Source organism: Methylophilus sp. Leaf408 (assembly GCF_916856905.1).
Classification (GTDB): Bacteria; Pseudomonadota; Gammaproteobacteria; order Burkholderiales; family Methylophilaceae; genus Methylophilus.
Genome location: NZ_CAKASK010000001.1, coordinates 966,168 through 982,779 on the forward strand (window position 1 = coordinate 966,168; position 16,612 = coordinate 982,779).

The 16,612-nt window shown below is 48.9% G+C and carries 17 protein-coding genes and 1 pseudogene; 6 read left to right on the forward strand and 12 right to left on the reverse strand.

Going from position 1 to position 16,612, the window contains the following annotated elements:
* Nucleotides 1–14: 14 nt before the first annotated feature.
* The 6 genes and pseudogenes from LPA26_RS04310 to LPA26_RS04330 form a co-directional block, all read right to left on the reverse strand.
* Entirely contained in the window at nt 15–383 is a 369-nt protein-coding gene (locus tag LPA26_RS04310; protein ID WP_229007462.1) for a VOC family protein, read from the reverse strand.
* A 54-nt stretch (nt 384–437) separates the two neighbouring features.
* Complete coding sequence (locus LPA26_RS14280; RefSeq protein WP_255658951.1) at nt 438–566, reverse strand: hypothetical protein; 129 nt, start codon at nt 564–566, stop codon at nt 438–440.
* Between the two features lie 14 nt (nt 567–580).
* Nucleotides 581–799, reverse strand: coding sequence for a hypothetical protein (locus LPA26_RS04315; RefSeq protein WP_229007463.1), 219 nt, complete (start codon nt 797–799; stop codon nt 581–583).
* An 18-nt stretch (nt 800–817) separates the two neighbouring features.
* Nucleotides 818–1,240, reverse strand: a complete 423-nt coding sequence (locus tag LPA26_RS04320; RefSeq protein ID WP_229007464.1) for a VOC family protein — start codon at nt 1,238–1,240, stop codon at nt 818–820.
* 7 nt (nt 1,241–1,247) lie between these two features.
* Nucleotides 1,248–1,583 carry a hypothetical protein gene (locus LPA26_RS04325; protein WP_229007465.1) on the reverse strand — a complete coding sequence of 112 codons (336 nt, stop codon included), beginning with the start codon at nt 1,581–1,583 and terminating at the stop codon, nt 1,248–1,250.
* A gap of 158 nt (nt 1,584–1,741) precedes the next feature.
* Nucleotides 1,742–2,219, reverse strand: a pseudogene (locus LPA26_RS04330) (VOC family protein).
* Nucleotides 2,220–2,426: 207 nt separating this feature from the next.
* Between LPA26_RS04330 and LPA26_RS04335 the strand changes: the two are divergent.
* Entirely contained in the window at nt 2,427–3,410 is a 984-nt protein-coding gene (locus tag LPA26_RS04335) for an integron integrase (RefSeq protein ID WP_229007466.1), read from the forward strand.
* Between the two features lie 38 nt (nt 3,411–3,448).
* On the opposite strand, the gene LPA26_RS04340 is transcribed toward LPA26_RS04335, so the two are convergent.
* From LPA26_RS04340 to LPA26_RS04365, 6 genes are all read right to left on the reverse strand, one after another.
* On the reverse strand, nt 3,449–5,635 hold the full coding sequence (locus LPA26_RS04340; RefSeq protein ID WP_229007467.1) for a bifunctional diguanylate cyclase/phosphodiesterase: 2,187 nt from the start codon (nt 5,633–5,635) through the stop codon (nt 3,449–3,451).
* Between the two features lie 161 nt (nt 5,636–5,796).
* The gene (locus tag LPA26_RS04345) at nt 5,797–6,717 is read right to left on the reverse strand and encodes a rhodanese-related sulfurtransferase (protein WP_055866765.1); all 921 of its coding nucleotides are present in this window, start codon (nt 6,715–6,717) and stop codon (nt 5,797–5,799) included.
* 127 nt (nt 6,718–6,844) lie between these two features.
* On the reverse strand, nt 6,845–7,513 hold the full coding sequence (locus LPA26_RS04350) for a formylmethanofuran dehydrogenase subunit C (protein ID WP_229007468.1): 669 nt from the start codon (nt 7,511–7,513) through the stop codon (nt 6,845–6,847).
* Nucleotides 7,510–8,433 carry a formylmethanofuran--tetrahydromethanopterin N-formyltransferase gene (fhcD, locus tag LPA26_RS04355; protein ID WP_055825372.1) on the reverse strand — a complete coding sequence of 308 codons (924 nt, stop codon included), beginning with the start codon at nt 8,431–8,433 and terminating at the stop codon, nt 7,510–7,512. Before fhcD ends, LPA26_RS04350 begins: the two co-directional genes overlap by 4 nt.
* Nucleotides 8,433–10,100, reverse strand: a complete 1,668-nt coding sequence (locus tag LPA26_RS04360) for a formylmethanofuran dehydrogenase subunit A (protein ID WP_229007469.1) — start codon at nt 10,098–10,100, stop codon at nt 8,433–8,435. Before LPA26_RS04360 ends, fhcD begins: the two co-directional genes overlap by 1 nt.
* Nucleotides 10,097–11,314, reverse strand: a complete 1,218-nt coding sequence (locus LPA26_RS04365) for a formylmethanofuran dehydrogenase (RefSeq protein ID WP_229007470.1) — start codon at nt 11,312–11,314, stop codon at nt 10,097–10,099. The genes LPA26_RS04360 and LPA26_RS04365 overlap by 4 nt, the downstream gene beginning before the upstream one ends.
* Before the next feature lie 258 nt (nt 11,315–11,572).
* On the opposite strand from LPA26_RS04365, the gene ndk reads away from it, so the two are divergent.
* The 5 genes from ndk to ispG all read left to right on the forward strand — a co-directional run bounded on the left by ndk (nt 11,573) and on the right by ispG (nt 16,596).
* Nucleotides 11,573–11,977 carry a nucleoside-diphosphate kinase gene (ndk, locus tag LPA26_RS04370; RefSeq protein WP_055825381.1) on the forward strand — a complete coding sequence of 135 codons (405 nt, stop codon included), beginning with the start codon at nt 11,573–11,575 and terminating at the stop codon, nt 11,975–11,977.
* 168 nt (nt 11,978–12,145) lie between these two features.
* Complete coding sequence (rlmN, locus tag LPA26_RS04375; RefSeq protein WP_055825384.1) at nt 12,146–13,294, forward strand: 23S rRNA (adenine(2503)-C(2))-methyltransferase RlmN; 1,149 nt, start codon at nt 12,146–12,148, stop codon at nt 13,292–13,294.
* 3 nt (nt 13,295–13,297) lie between these two features.
* Complete coding sequence (gene pilW / locus LPA26_RS04380) at nt 13,298–14,095, forward strand: type IV pilus biogenesis/stability protein PilW (protein ID WP_229007471.1); 798 nt, start codon at nt 13,298–13,300, stop codon at nt 14,093–14,095.
* The gene (locus LPA26_RS04385) at nt 14,096–15,307 is read left to right on the forward strand and encodes a RodZ domain-containing protein (RefSeq protein WP_229007472.1); all 1,212 of its coding nucleotides are present in this window, start codon (nt 14,096–14,098) and stop codon (nt 15,305–15,307) included. It abuts the gene before it with no gap.
* Nucleotides 15,308–15,309: 2 nt separating this feature from the next.
* Nucleotides 15,310–16,596, forward strand: a complete 1,287-nt coding sequence (ispG, locus tag LPA26_RS04390; protein ID WP_082487944.1) for a flavodoxin-dependent (E)-4-hydroxy-3-methylbut-2-enyl-diphosphate synthase — start codon at nt 15,310–15,312, stop codon at nt 16,594–16,596.
* The last annotated feature ends 16 nt before the right edge of the window (nt 16,597–16,612 follow it).

Consider the following 16,612-nt stretch of genomic DNA (forward strand, 5'->3'; position numbering starts at 1 on the left):
ACTGCCCTTGTTTGCTAATCAACATTCTGACCAATGCGCCACAGCACACCTGAAGGATCGGTGATACAAAAATCGCGCATTTTCCATGGCTGTAGTTCTATCGGCCAAAGTTTTACGCCGTATTTATTGACCACACCGCTTTTCTCTACTTTCTGCCACCATGCGTCAACGTCTTCCACCAGCAGATGCATCATGAAATTTTCGGCAAAACCCTCAGCACAAAAATTTTGCAGTAAAAAACTCGAATTCCCAAAGTGGAAATAAGCGATACCGCCACCTTCTGAGGCCATGGTGAACCCAATATCCTGATAAAACTGCCTGGATAATTCAAAGTCTTGGGCCGGAACGAATGCCTTGATTTCTGTAACTTTCAGGTTGGTCATGATGAGGTGAGCCTATCTAGTGAATTGCTTGTATGACTCAAGTATAAATCAAGCTCATCCCTTACGTGTACCTGCCTCATATTCACGGTACAAAGCCATGGCTACCTGCCCTATCAACTCCAGCGGCAATGGCTGATCGAGTGGAAAAGATAAATTGCCTTTTTTGCCACGGTAGGCTTGCAATACATTGATTAATGCTAAACCTTGGTGACAGGAGGATAGATGCCGATGTGTTGCTTGAATGCTGCGAAATAGAAAAATACATGTTTATTGGCGCGGAATGCAGGTATTTGATAGCTGATACAACGCATTGCTTCCGGTAGCAAGGTCTCGACTTTTTCCTGGATAGAAAGCATTAAAGCCTGAATCTCAGGACTCAGGCTTTTGATATATTCCCCATGTGCGCTAAATGCCAAAGATGGCTCCTGGGAAGTTTAAGCTTCAATCTGCCAATCAGGATTCCAGACCACTTCCCAAAGATGTCCATCCGGGTCTTGAAAGTAGCCTCCATAACCGCCCCAGAAAGTATCCTGTGCAGGCTTGGTGACGGATGCACCACTTTTGCTGGCTTGCGCCATGACTTCATCAACCTCTGCTTTTGAACCGACGTTGTGTGCAATCGCAAAGCTAGTCGGGCTTGAAGGTAAAACTGGCAGCTTTGTATCATGTGCAAGGCTGTCCCGCGGCCAGAGTGCCAGCTTCAAGCCACCTTTCAGTTCAAAAAACACCACGGCACCATGTTCAAACTCTGTTCCCATGATCCCCTCAGTCGCTAACCCCATGCCATCGCGATAAAACCTGAGCGAGGCTTCCAAGTTATCTACGCCTAGCGTAATCATAGCGATCGAAGGTTTCATCGTTTACTTATCTGGTCAGGATGTATATGCATGTTGAAACGGCAGCGATAGACAAGCCAAAAGAAACAAACAGCATGGTTTTATAAGCAGCTACTTGTTTGTTTGCCACTTGCGCAGCCGCTTCAATTTGCTGGATTGCCTGCTGCATTTTTTCGGCTAGCACATGTATTGATTCTGCATTCTGCACAGCCGCAGCCTGAAGCTCTTGAATTTGCTTGGCCAGCAAAGGGTCAACCTTGGCAGCCGCTTCAGATTTGGAAGTAAAGGCAGGCACAGCAGAAGTGGCTACTTGCGCGATATACGGCGCCAACGCCTTGATAATAGGTAAAAACTGAATTGCCATAATAACCTCGCCAACATTATTTAACTTTGTCTGCATAGTACGGGCTGAATGCCTATACGTCCACCCTTGATAGCGAAACAGGTAGGTTGCGGAGATTCAAATTGCTCCACCCTACTCGACAAAGTTATCTCTATCCTCATAGTAAGCTGAGAGTGATATCAACCGCGGCGAGCTGCTTCAATAGTGGCGATATCAATCTTTTGCATCTGCATCATCGCTTCGAAAGCACGTTTGGCCGCAGCACGGTCCGGATCGGTAATTGCAGCCACTAATGCGCGTGGCGTGATTTGCCACGAAATCCCCCACTTGTCCTTACACCAGCCACAGTCGCTTTCTTCGCCTCCATTATCCACAATCGAGCTCCATAAACGATCAGTTTCGGCCTGATCATCAGTAGCTACCTGAAAAGAGAAGGCTTCATTATGTTTAAAGACCGGGCCGCCATTTAATCCAAGGCAAGGAATGCCTATTACCGTAAACTCAACCGTCAATGCCACCTTGCTTGCCTGAAGGGTAATCGCCAGGCGCATAATGCACCGTACCCACCGTGCTATCAGGGAAAGTGGCGGCATAAAACGTTGCCGCTTCCAATGCATCGCCATCGAACCATAGACAAATTGTATTTTTTGCTGCCATATCTCCTCCGCGGTGACCTTTGATGGTACTCATATAGGATCATAAATTAGTCATTAATGATGACAAAAAAATTTCAAAACTGGTTCAATTGATGATCTTCATTGAATTTTATTTAAATCCATGTCTACAATTAATTTCATTAACCATATTGTTATATTTTTCAATATATATATAAAATTTAGTGCACCTAATAGTAGAGATTAAAAAATGGATAGCCCACCTATATCAACATCTCCGCCCAAGCTTTTCCCTAGCATTACTGAGCGTTTAACGACACTTCAATACAGCAAGCGCACCGAAGAATCTTATATTCAGTGGATTAAACGGTTTATTACTTTCCATGACAAACGTCACCCACGGGATATGGGTGGTGAAGAAATAGAGGCATATTTAAACCATCTGGCTGAAGAAAAGAAAGTTTCGGCCAGCACGCAAAACCAGGCCAAAAGCGCCCTGCGTTTTTTATATGAACAGGTGCTGGAACGTGAATTACCGGTGATGGAAAACCTGGTGAAAGTGAAAGCCCATAAAGCGCTGCCTATAACCCTGACCAAACACGAAGTACAGGCCATCCTTTCAAACCTGAATGGCTCGATATGGTTGATCGCCAGCTTGCTATACGGCAGCGGCCTGCGTGTAATGGAGTGTTTGCGGCTGCGCGTCACCGATATTGATTTTGCCAAACTTGAGATTTTTGTACGCGATACTGAAGGGTATAAAAACCGCATTACCCTGTTGCCTGCTAGCCTGATTGAACCGTTGAAAGCGCATTTACTGGAAGTACAGTCATTACATGAAGAAGACCTTGCTAAAGGATTTGGCGAAACCAGAATGCCAGCAAGCTTAGCCAGGAAATATCCTGAGGCGGGTAAAGATTGGGCATGGCAATATGCTTTCCCTTCGAGCAGGCTTTCAGTTACCCAACAAACAGGGGCTATTTATCGCCATCATGCTGATGAAAAAACTGTACAACGTGCAATTAAAAAGGTGGTGAAACAGGCTGGGATTAAAAAATTAGTGACCCCCAATACATTCCGCCACAGTTTTGCTACCCATCTATTGCAGGGCGGGCAGGATATTCGTACTGTGCAGGAGTTATTGGGTCATGCCGATATAAGCACCACCATGATTTACACGCAGGTGGTGAATATTGGCGGGCGCGGCGTGGCTAGTCCACTCGATGTTATTTAGTGCTGCATTGATTCAGATAATAGCGAATCGCACATAAGTTATGCAGCCGAAGATAGAATTTTAAGGCCGATTAAACGGGCAAACTGCATGGCTGGCATAGGATTGCCAAACAGGCTTCCCTGTCCTTCCTCACAGCTTTTCTCCCTTAAGTAGTTGTATTGGCTGCGGGTTTCAATGCCCTCTGCAATCGCTTGCAGATCAAAACCGTGCGCTATATCAAGCGTGGCACAAACCACTGAATCATCTTGCTTGTGCTCCAGCATGCCATGCACAAATGAGCGGTCAATTTTAATGCGCGTTAAAGGATAGGTCTTGAGCAAACTTAAAGAAGCATAGCCAGTACCAAAATCGTCAAAAGCAATACCTACGCCAGAACTTTTTAACTTGCGCAGCGTTTCAAGCACCACTTCATCGCTATCCAGTGCAATATTCTCAGTCACTTCCAGCTCAAGAGCCTCGGGAGGCAAGCCATGTTTGGCCAATGTTTGCATGACTTCTTCCAGCAAGTTGCCTACCCTGAACTGTGCTTCAAACAGGTTGACGCCGATACGTAAATGGCTCGCGCCATGGCGTCGCCAGTATGAAACTTGAGCACATGCTTCATCAAGCACCCACGAGCCGACGATTGCAGCCAGCGGCCCGCCTTCCAGCGCTTGCATGAATGCAGCCGGTGCCAGGATGCCACGTTTGGGGTGATGCCAACGAATTAAGGCTTCTGCACCGGTAATGGCACCAGTGGCTAAACTGACTTGCGGTTGGTAATAGAGCAGAAATTCGCCTTCATCAACCGCCCGGTGCAATTCCATGGCATATAGGCGACGTGTGACGGCTTCCATCCGTAGCGCTGAGGTAAACAGAAACGCCCGCCCGCGCCCACCTATGCTTTTGGCTTTAAACAAGGCAAGGTCTGCATTGCTGACCAGCTCTAATGCTTCATGCGCTTGCAGAGGTGCCAGTGCTACACCACAGCTTGCTGCAACGCGTATTTCGTGACCATTAATGATGATTGGCTGCGCAATTTGAGAAATCAATACATTCGCAAACGCCAGTGCCTCTTCAGCATTGGTAATATTCGGGACGATGATGGCAAACTCGTCACCGCCAATTCTGGCGACGAGGCCAGGTGCATTGACCACTGCAGACATGCGCATCGAGACGGCTTGCAGAACTTTGTCTCCAATCGTGTGGCCCAGTGTGTCGTTGACGTCTTTAAAGCCATCAAGGTCAATGATGAAGACAGCTGCCGGCTTGGGGATGAGCAATGTTTCTTCGACCACGCGATAAAACCTGCCGCGATTGGCCAAGCCGGTGAGTACATCAATATTGGCGCGCTGGCGAAGCTCAGTTTCTTCAATGCGCTGTGCAGTGATATCTTTCAAAATGGCTTCAAAACGCATTTTGCCGGCTTCTTTCCAGCTGAACAGTGATAAGCCCAACAGGAACTCGGTACCGTCTTTGCGCAAACCAAAAATTTCTGTTGGCGTTTCCAGGTAATCCAGCGAACCTGTTGCTACAGCACGATCTATAATATCTTTCAGAACAAAACGTTCACGCTCAGGGATAAGTATATCGATCGGCTGGCCTATCCCTTCTAACACCTCATAACCATGCGAGTCGGCTGCCGCCCGGTTCCAGGCAACAATCTGGCGATGCTCGTTAAACCAAACCACTGGTGAATCTGAGCTTCCGGCGTACTCTTCAAAACTGGGGCGGTTGCGGTTACTTGCAGTTTCAATACGCCTCAATTCCAGGCGGTCAGAAACCATTTGCGCTAACTCTTTGAGGCGGCGCTGATCTTCTTCTGAAAAATTAAAATGTGGCTGGTTATCCACCACGCAGAGTGCGCCCAGCGCCAAACCATTTGGGGATAATAGTGGTACACCTGCGTAAAATCTGAGGTTGGTTGCGCCGGTGACGAGGGGATTATCGTAAAACCTGTCATCAAGCGTTGCATCGGGCACCACCATGACTTGCGTCTGATTGATGGCATGCGCGCAGAATGAAACATCGCGGCTCATATCCGCTTCACCAATCCCCAAACTGGCAGCAAAGAACACTTGGTCGCTGCCTATGATGTTCACGGCGGCCACTGGCATGCCAAACATACGTGAAGCAATATGTACGACAGGATCTAAACTGGGTACCAGGCTTTCATTGTCGAGGCCATGCTCTGACAAAGCAGCTAATCGTTCTTGTTCAGTGACTAGTATTGCAGGACATTTCATCGCAGTCTCATGTTCCTCGAGCTTTGGATTAATGGGCTATGCCTAATAACTATTGGCTACTGACATATCATGCAAGTATCATGACATATATTTACATAAATACTAACCAGGAACTAGTCTGACTTTGCGGATTTACACTTTGGCAACTATATTTTGCCAGTTTAATTCTTTTGTTTGTCCCCGATATGACTTTGTCCGCGCACCTTGGCTAGCTTGACCTGTTTTTGACGCTCACGCAGCGATTCACGTTTGTCTTCTGTGAGTTTTTCATAGCAATAAGGGCAAGAGATGCCTGCTTCGTATTGCTCACTCAACTTTTCTTCACTGGTCAGCGGCATGCGACAAGCGTAGCACTGGTCATGATCACCAACTTCCAGGCCATGTTTGACTGCAACGCGCTGATCAAAGACGAAGCAATCGCCCTCCCATAAACTTTCTTCTTTCGGCACGGTTTCCAGGTATTTGAGGATGCCGCCCTGTAAGTGATACACCTCTTCGAACCCTTGCTGCTTCATAAAGGAGGATGCTTTTTCGCAACGGATCCCGCCGGTACAAAACATGGCTACTTTTTTGTGCTTGGTTTTATCCAGATTGTCTGCGACATACTTGGGGAATTCACGAAAGGTGGTAGTTTTCGGGTCAACCGCATTTTTAAAAGTACCGATATGCACTTCGTAATCGTTACGCGTATCCAGCAAAATAACATCCGGGTCTGAAATCAGCGCATTCCAGTCTTCCGGTTTCACATAGGTACCGACCACCTCGTTCGGGTCTACCCCCTGCACGCCCATGGTGACGATTTCTTTTTTCAGTTTGACCTTCATGCGATAGAAAGGATGCGTGTCAGCCCAGGATTCTTTATGCTCAAGGTCAGCCAGGCGCGGATCCTGACGCAGGTAATTCAAAATTGCTTTTATATCTTCCGGCTTACCGGCAATGGTGCCATTGATACCTTCATTCGCCAGCAGCAAAGTGCCTTTAATCCTGAGCATCAGGCATTGTTCCAGGATAGGTTGTTGCAGGTCTTTGTAATTATCCAGGGTAACGAATTTGTAGAGTGCGGCGGTAAGGTATTGACTCATTTGCGAAGTAGCTTTGTTTCAAAGAGTCGCATTTTACCACCCTAAGCCGCTGAATGAAAAAGGGAAATGTGCAAAAAAGAAAACGGGCTTAGCGCCCGTTTCATAATAATTGATCCAGATCAAAAATTTATTGAATCACTAAAATTTCTGCTTTGCCCAAACCGCCCATATCACCCATCCAGCGGTGTACACGCAAACTGCTAATCTCGGCAAACCGGCTATCCAGCAATTTGAATGATTTATAAAGGATATTCAGGAATGGTAATTTATGCGGCCCACAATCAATCCAGGTAGCTTGTGCCGCAGGTGTTTTTGCCAGCAAAAGCGTGCCGCGTTTCATGCCGTAACCTAGATAAGCACTGGTATTGCCAAGCACACCCAAGGTACCCGCCATCATGTCGGAAGCACAATAGTCTCCGACATTCCCTTCAATCAGCAACATGCCTCGGCGCATGCGATCACCAGCACGTGCGCCAGCATTTCCTTTGCAGATGAGCACTCCATTTTGGAGTTGTGCACCCAGAAAATCGCCGGCATCCCCTTCAACAATCACCTGGCCAGTAGTCATGCCAAAACCAATATAAGCATGCTGTGAATCGGTTTTTTTAAAGGTGACTTTCAATGTTTCAACACTGTTATCAACGCTTACCTCGAATACTTCACCCACCGTTAAATGTTTGGTCAGTTTGATAGCGGTAATTTCAGAGACTGTTTTACCTTGCAAAGCTTGCGGCGACAAGGCACGGCAATCAATCTGGCGCGAGACGGGTTTGGCGGTTAAGACGATATGGCTCATACGGCCTCCCCACTTAAAATTGGACGCAGCTTAAAGTGATGCGGGCCCAGTTTTCCACCATAGTTACCGGCAGAAATACGCAAAATGCCATTCTCTTTGCCCAAACCGCAAGCAGCTTCAATACCGGCTTTCATAGAAGCGGCAATATCTTCAAATGCCAGGCCATTCACCACAATCTCCATCACACTTTCTACACGCGGATCAAGCTCGCTTTTTACCGCGCCTTTTAATGTCGGACAGAAAGCATCATTGGTACTGGCAAACATTTTGGGATATTTGCTACCAACTTTGGAGCCTGAACGCACCACGCCACCCGGAAACGGCATGATCACATTCGGGAAAGTGCGCATGGCATCAATCGCTGCTTCACACGCAGTCAACACTTGCGCCTGGCTTGTGCCTAACACCAGAAAGTTACCGCCACCAATCGCGCGCACCATGCCGGTGGTTTCCTCAGTAAGAAACTCGCCATCCATAACCGGAATACGCCAGTAGCGCTTGAGCTTGCCTTCGGCATTGGGAATCTGTTTGGAGATTTGATTACCATCACCAAAAAAGCGCAAATGCTTGCCTAGGCTGATCATATCTTCGGACTCGATACCCGCAAAGGCGGCCGCAGTCGGGCAAGTCAGGATACATTGCCCCATACGGGTTTCGAGCTGCTGCATAAGCACTTTACTACCCATTGCAAACAACAGCACACTGACACCAGGACGGCCATCAGGCGTTTCGTTCTCAGTCAGTTCGCGCTCTATACCAGCCTCTACACCACAGCCGATCACGCTGGTAGCAAAACCGGTCATGGCATTGGCTGCGTTGTAAGCCCAGCGCAAATTTTGCGCAGTGATCAATACGCGCGTGGCGCGCATATTGAAGGCTTCAGCAAAAGTGTCGTCTATTTCTACGCCGTTAATAACCATCATGCCCCCTGCACATGGTTAATGACATGGTTGCGGCCATCTTCCGCAATATGGTCATTACTGATTTTGAAGTGTTGCATTTGCATGGTGTGATACCGATCAAAATACTGCTTGATGTCTTTTTCAACGCCCAGGTCAAATGCAGGCTTGGCAGTATGGGTAGCGCCCCATACTACTTTAATGACTTTTCCTTCTTTCACTACCAGTTCACCATCCTTAAACACCAGGTCAGGCTTGCTAAACATGGCTTCTTTGTCAGGCTGCTCGGTATAAACGGTAATATCGGCGGCGGCACCCACGCCCAAATGACCACGGTCTTGCAAGCCTATCAATTTGGCCGGCGCTGAACGTGTCATGGTGGCGATTTCGTAAAGCGTGTATTCGCGATCCAGCGCTTTCAGGTTACTCATCGCCTGCGCATCCAGGTTCAGTTTATCGAAAGCATCATTACGGAATGATTTGTCCATCAGCAAGCGGATCAAATGCGGATAGGTCGTAAACGGTGCACCGTTTGGATGGTCAGTCGTCAGGAACACACGCCATGGATCATCCACACTCAGGAACACCTCAAGGCCAATCGCCCACTGCAAGGCATTCACATAATTTTCGTCACGGTATTTGAAGGGCACTACACCGCAACCGGCATCGCACTCAATATCCATAATCACCGATTTTTTCGGGTTAGCCACTTTGGCGTTCAAATGCTGCATCATGTTGTCGCCAGAGGCGGTTACGGTCTGCCCGAACAGTATCTGGCCGACATCGGCAGTAATGTGTTTGTTTTTATTGATCGCTTCCGCAATATTGGCGGCGGCGGAAGAAAACTTCTTGTCGCCTTCAGTGCCGTAGCTATGGAATTGGATATGCGTTAAGTGCATGGGCAAACCATCACTGGCACCCATGGTATCCAGGGTAGTCTGGAAGTTGCCAGCTACACCCAGGTTGTTACAGTGCACATGTAATGGTTTGGCGATACCAAGGTCATTCACGGCACGGCTCAGCGCCTGCAAAATACGGCGCGGCGTGATGTGGTAATGGCTGTGCTGCTGGTCCAGATCCTGGCGACGCTCGTTGAACTTGAACGCGGAGATACCACCCGGGTTTACCACCTTGATGCCTATCGTTTGTGTAGCATGCAAAGTCCAGGCAACGTAATCATTAATCGTTTTCTGGTCGGCATTCTGGCTGAGCAGGCGTAACAGGTAATCATCGTTACCCAACATAGCGTATCCGCCTTTATCGATCATGGGCGTATCGCCCATTTCCATATGGGCCTGGCGTGCATTTACGGCCAGTATCGCCGGCTCAAATGCTGCGGTATAGCCCATCTCGATATAACGCATACCGGTATCGGTGGTATTCGGCGTTGCGTGGTGGCTGCAATTGGCACCGCAAATATGCGCTTCAGGTTCCTGCATGCGGCGCATATCCTGGTATTCAGGGAGCAGCATGCGCGCAATATTCACTTTGCCGCCACCAATATGGCTGTGCATATCGATCGCACCAGCCATCACAATTTTGCCGTTCAATTCATGCGCCTGGTCGATTTTCTCGGTCTCGGCGGGCTTAGCGATAATGCGGCCATCACGGATATAGATATCTTCCAGTACGCCATCTTTATGATGGGCAGGATCAATTACCCTGGCATTTTTTAGCAACGTAATCATGCCTGCTTCCCTTCATTGGCTATGGCTTGTTCAATCAAAGCAACTACTTTAGATAAAGTAGGGACATCAGAAGGTTTGGCGGCTGTCAGCGGCAAAGTCACCGAGCCATCGACGCGGAATTGCTGGCCGCCAGTATCCAGGCCTGGTGTGGCTACCGGGATAAACACCGCTGGCGGTGTGATAAATTTGCTATCGGCTGCGCCCAGCATAATCACTGGCGAAACTTCGGCAGGCGGCATGGCTTCCGGGCTAAAACTGTTAACCCAGACGACTGCATCATGGTCTTGCCAGTTAGGCGCATCAATAATCACGCCATTGAGCCAGGTATGTGCGTAATTCACGCTGGTATCACCATCGCTGCCTCCTAGTGACAAGCCCATGGCGCGCGATTTCTGGTTCAGGGCAACCACGGTTTCGGTAATATTTTCTATGGTTAATTCTGCATGCTCGAAATGCAAGTCTTTGGACACCCAGACCAGGGTAGCGTATTTTGCGGCTTTTAGTGTTTCAGCCAGCGCGGCAAGGGTGCTGACTGGCACACCCGCAATACTTTCGCCAGCCACAGGTTTGTTCATAACCAGTGCGCGCAAGGCAGAAACAACTTCTGGCAAATGCTCGGAAGCACAGGCTATCACTTGCGGTGCGCGGCCATCCGGCGAAACACCCGCCTGCGTTTTGAGCTTATCGCCACCCAGGTAAATAATCTGCCGGGCTGAGGGTTCGGTAAACATGGCTTCGTCTACCCATACTACGCGCTCAAAAAAACGCGCATTGTGTGTGACCACATCGGTGCCTATCATGAGGATCACATCCGCGCGGTTGCGCACTTCAGTCAATGTCGTCGTTTGCCAGCCTCTATGCTGCAACACTTTCATATTGCGCAAAGTACTATCTGCATTCAAGTGTGTCATATCTGCACCGCTCTGGTTAGCCAGGCTGACCAATGCACGCGCGCCATGCACATCAGTACTGCTACCGGCGATCAAAGGCGATTGTGCCTGCTGGAGCAATTCGGCCGCGGCTTTTACCGCTTGCGCCAAGGAAACAGCTTGTCCATTAACCTGAGGCTGCACATTCAAAGAGCTAGACCGGGCGTAGAATTTCGCCGCCTTGCCACAAGAAAACTGCTGTTTGGCAATTGTATCCGCCGAAATATCGTCGCATAACAAGCCACACGCCGGGCAAGCATGCATAGTCTGTTCTGTATTTACCATATGTGGAAAGATCTCTCGTCTACGCTGAAAAAACTAACGCCATCGTTGAAAACAATCACATCATACAAACATCTAAACTAGATGGATAGAAAAAATAAAGCGGGGAATGCGCGTTATTTAGGCTATTGAAAATAAAGCTACCGGGAATCAATGATTCACTCATACATAAACAATCCGTAATCAAGGTTTATCAATCACGTTAAAAATAGTAGAATAGCTGTTTGATTTTTCTTGTTAATTAACTATATTGGAGTTCTCATGGCTTTAGAGCGTACACTTAGCATTATCAAACCAGATGCCGTTGCAAAAAACGTGATTGGTCAAATTTACACACGTTTTGAAAACGCTGGCTTGAAAATCGTGGCTGCTAAATTCACGCAATTGACACAAGCTGAAGCTGAAGGCTTTTACGCTGTTCACAAAGAGCGCCCTTTCTTCAACGACCTGGTTAAATTCATGATTTCCGGTCCTGTGATGATCCAGGCTCTGGAAGGCGAAAATGCCGTCCTGAAACATCGTGAACTGATGGGTGCAACCAACCCTAAAGACGCTGCCCCTGGCACTATCCGCGCTGACTTCGCTGAAAGCATTGATGCGAACGCAGTGCATGGTTCTGATAGCCTGGAAAATGCGGCGATTGAAATCAAATACTTCTTTGGATAATCATTGAATCGACGCCGGAAACGGCGTTTCCTGCTAAAAAATGATTTCCTTATGGATTCATGTTTCAAAGCGTCATCATTTCTTTAGCACGCCTGCACTGATTTAGCAGCCTGATGATTAAAGGCGAATAATACAGAAGGCCAATGATTGAAATCGAGAAATGGAATTTTGGTTAATTTACTGAATTTGAACCAACCGCAACTCGCCGAGTACTTCACCAGTATCGGCGAGAAGCCTTTCCGCGCCAAGCAGCTCATGCGCTGGATGCATCACTTCGGGGTACTAGACCTCGACCAGATGACCGATATCGCTAAAGTACTGCGTGAAAAACTACGCCAGGAAGCCGAATTTAGATTGCCAGATGTACAGTTGGAACAAGTTTCCGACGACGGTACCCGCAAATGGCTTATCGGTACAAACAACCTGAAAGACGGCACTTCAAACAGTGTAGAAACCGTTTTTATCCCTGAAGATGACCGTGGCACCTTGTGCATTTCCAGCCAGGTTGGCTGCGCACTTGAATGTACCTTTTGCAGCACAGGTCGCCAGGGCTTCAACCGTAACCTGACAGTATCTGAAATTATTGGCCAGCTTTGGGTAGCCAATCACTCTTTACGCCAGGCTGAAGGCTATAACATGCTGCCCGCGAGTGACCGCATTATTTCCAATGTGGTCATGATGGGCATGGGCGAACCGCTCGCCAATTATGAAAATGTCGTGACTGCCATGCAGATCATGCTGGATGACAGTGCTTATGGCTTAAGCCGCCGTCGTGTGACTTTGTCGACTAGCGGCATGGTGCCGGCTATGGATAAACTGAAAGAAGATTGTCCGGTCGCGCTGGCGGTATCATTGCATGCGCCTAATGATGCCTTGCGTGATGAAATCGTGCCTATCAACAAAAAATACCCAATTAAAGAGCTGATGGCTGCATGTGAACGCTATCTGGTCAAAGCGCCTCGTGACTTTGTCACTTTTGAATATGTGATGCTGGATGGTGTGAATGACACACTTGAGCATGCCAGGCAATTGCTGGACGTAGTGCGCAATGTGCCATGCAAGTTCAACCTGATCCCGTTCAACCCTTTCCCGAATAGCGGTTACGGAACTTCCAAACCAATGCAGGTGCGGGCGTTTCGTGATATGTTAATGCAGGCTGGCTACGTAGTCACTGTACGCAAAACCCGTGGGGAGGATATTGATGCTGCTTGTGGTCAACTGGCCGGCAAAGTGCTCGACAAAACCCGCCGGACAGAAAGAATCATCGCCATACAATCTGGTGCTATCCAGCCTGATGCTTTGCAATCTGGCCAATAAGTCATGAAAAAGAATTTTTTTGCGCAACACTTACTGATATTGCTGGCTGCATGCGTGTGGCTGGCCGGTTGCGCGCAAAATCCTTCCACCGGCGCCAATACTGCGCCTTATGATCAGCAGCCCATCGGCCGTGAAACTGGCGATGTGGAATCCGCCCGCGTGCATACCGAACTTGGTGCAGAATATTTCCGCCTCAAACGCTACGATGTGGCACTGGAAGAATTCAATACAGCGATTGAACGTAGTGCCAGCTATGCGCTGGCTTATAACGGCCAAGGGCTGGTATATGCAGCCTTAGGCGATAAACCCCGTGCTGAAGCGGCGTTTCAGCGTGCGATTCAATTACAACCGGTTAACTCAGAATCTCATAACAACTATGGTCGCTTTTTGTGTGACCAGGGCCGTTACGAGGATTCGCAAAAAGAATTCATGCTGGCGGTTAAAAATCCACTGTACAAAACTCCGCAGGTGGCTTACTACAATGCAGCCGTCTGCGCCCTGCGCAGCAAACAGAAACCGCAAGCCGAGGCGTATTTCAGCAAAGCACTGCAAGTTGATCCCTTGGCGCATGCCAGCGCTTACCAATTAGCCAATTTACAATTTGGCCGAGGCGACGCCACCGCCGCGATGAATACTTTGCAGAATAGTGTCAGCGTTGCCCCTACCCCTGAATCACTGTTGTTAGCCGTCCGCATCTACCGTGCTTTACAAATGCCGGATGAAGCGCATCATTACAGTGTACAACTGCATAAATTGTTTCCAAATTCCAACGAAACCAAACAATTGTTGAAAATGGAGTAAATGCAAGTGACGTCAGAAGACAGAAATCACGTCAGCGCTCTACAGGCAGAGCAGGCAGATAAACCCAAACGTGGGCGCAAGCGCAAAGTTGAGACCGGGGCTACGCCTGATCTAAGCTCAGGCAACGGCGCTGAAACCCACACTTTTGATACGCTTTCACCGGCAATTACAGGCGATAATGACAGCATGCAACCTTCTTCACCAGATAACGAATCACCCATCACTGAAGAGTCCCCTGTGGTTTTAACTCCAGGCTCAGGCTGCGGGAATATTTTAAAAGCCGCTCGTGAATCACAAGGCCTCAGCATCCATGAAGTATGCAGCCATCTGCGCCTCGGTCCAAAGCAGATCCAGGCGATTGAACAGGATGATTTTGACAAACTACCGCAACCCAGCATCGTGCGCGGATTTATCCGCAACTACGCCAAGTTGTTGAACATTGATGTCGCGCCAGTGCTGGAAGCCTATCAGCGCATGGTCCCTAGCACTGCACCTTTGCCACTGAGCGTCAGATCTAACGCCAGCCCGTCTATTATTGACAAGCCTGCGCGCGCTATTCGCCCGCAACGTATATTAACGTTTTTTATTTTTCTGATCCTGGCTGCGATTCTGGCTTACTTTTACGTGAACCATATCAAACCGCAAGCGCTCAAGAATGCCTCTCTGGCGCTGGATGTAGATGAAATCAGTGAAACTACCGGCCAAGAAATTAATGTTCCGGCACCCATGACTGACCCTGCTGTTCAACCTGGCATAGCGGCTGATGCAACAACGGCGCCTGAAGCCACTGTTGTACCTTCAACATTGCCAGCGACAGAACCTGCGGCTGGCAATCCGGCTGAAGTTGCACCAGCCATCGCTGCTGAACCGGCAAGCACACCTTCATCAACCTCTGATAGCACGATTGTCAGCACCCCTACCCCTGCTGCCAACAATGTTATAGAGAGCACGACGCTTAAATCTGCTGATCCGCAAAAAGCCGTCCTGGTATTTAAAGTCACTGAAGATTCCTGGGTACGCATCGAAGATATGCAAGGTAAAAAAGTCTTGAGTGAAGTGCTGACAGCAGGTAGCGAGCACAATGTGACGGCTGAAAAACCAGTTAACGTCATTGTCGGCCACGCCCAGGGGACGCAACTGACGATTGATAATCAACCTTATGATTTGACGCAGGCGACACGTGGCCGTGTTGCGCGTATTCAACTGAAATAAACATGCTACCACGTCGAAATACACGCCAGGTGATGATAGGCCATGTCGCAGTCGGTGGTGGCCTCTATGGCACGACATCCTCACCGGTGGTTGTACAAAGTATGACCAATACCGACACGGCAGATGCTGAAGGCACCATCCGCCAGGTGTACGAGTTATGGCAGGCCGGTTCTGAGGTGGTGCGTATCACCGTGAACACCGCCGAAGCCGCCGCACAGGTCGCTACCATACGCAAAGGCCTGGATGCATTGGGTTGCAATGTGCCGTTGGTAGGTGATTTCCATTTCAATGGCCACAAGCTGCTGCAAGCTTACCCCGATTGCGCAGAAGCCTTGGCTAAATACCGCATTAACCCTGGTAATGTCGGTAAAGGCAGTAAACGTGATGAACAGTTTGCCGCCATGATTGAGGCAGCCATCCATTACAAAAAGGCTGTACGTATTGGTGTGAACTGGGGTAGCCTGGACCAAGCCAAGATGGCGCAAATGATGGATGACAATGGCAAATTGGCCGAGCCGTTATCTGCCGATGCTTTGATGCGTGAAGCACTTATTCAATCAGCGCTGGAAAGCGCGCAACAGGCCATCGATCTGGGCCTGAGCCCCGACCAGATTATCATTTCCTGCAAAGTCAGCAACGTACAGGACCTGGTGCAGGTATATACCGACCTTGGCCAGCGTTGCGATTATCCCTTACATTTGGGGCTCACCGAAGCAGGCATGGGCTCAAAAGGAATTGTCGCCTCAACCGCTGCGCTGGCGATTTTATTGCAATCAGGCATAGGCGATACCATACGCGTATCCCTGACACCGGAACCTAACGAATCACGCACTAAAGAGGTCGTTGTCGCGCAGGAAATCCTGCAAACCATGGGCATTCGTTCGTTCACCCCATTAGTCACTGCCTGCCCTGGTTGTGGACGTACCACCAGCACTTATTTCCAGGAACTGGCTTTGCAGATCCAGACCTGGTTACGTAACCAGATGCCGGTCTGGCGCAGCCAATACCCGGGCGTAGAATCATTGAATGTAGCCGTGATGGGCTGCGTGGTGAATGGCCCTGGTGAGTCCAAACTGGCCAACATCGGTATTAGCTTGCCCGGCACTGGCGAAACACCGGTCGCGCCAGTGTTTGTTGATGGGGAAAAAACGGTGACCCTCAAAGGTGACCATATAGCCGAGGAATTCCAATTGATCGTTGATGACTATGTGCGCGCACATTACGCAGAAGGCGGAAAATTGCGCGCAAGCAAACCCAGCGTGATTCCTATCGTCGCCATCTCCCAATAATTCAAGCAACAAGCGT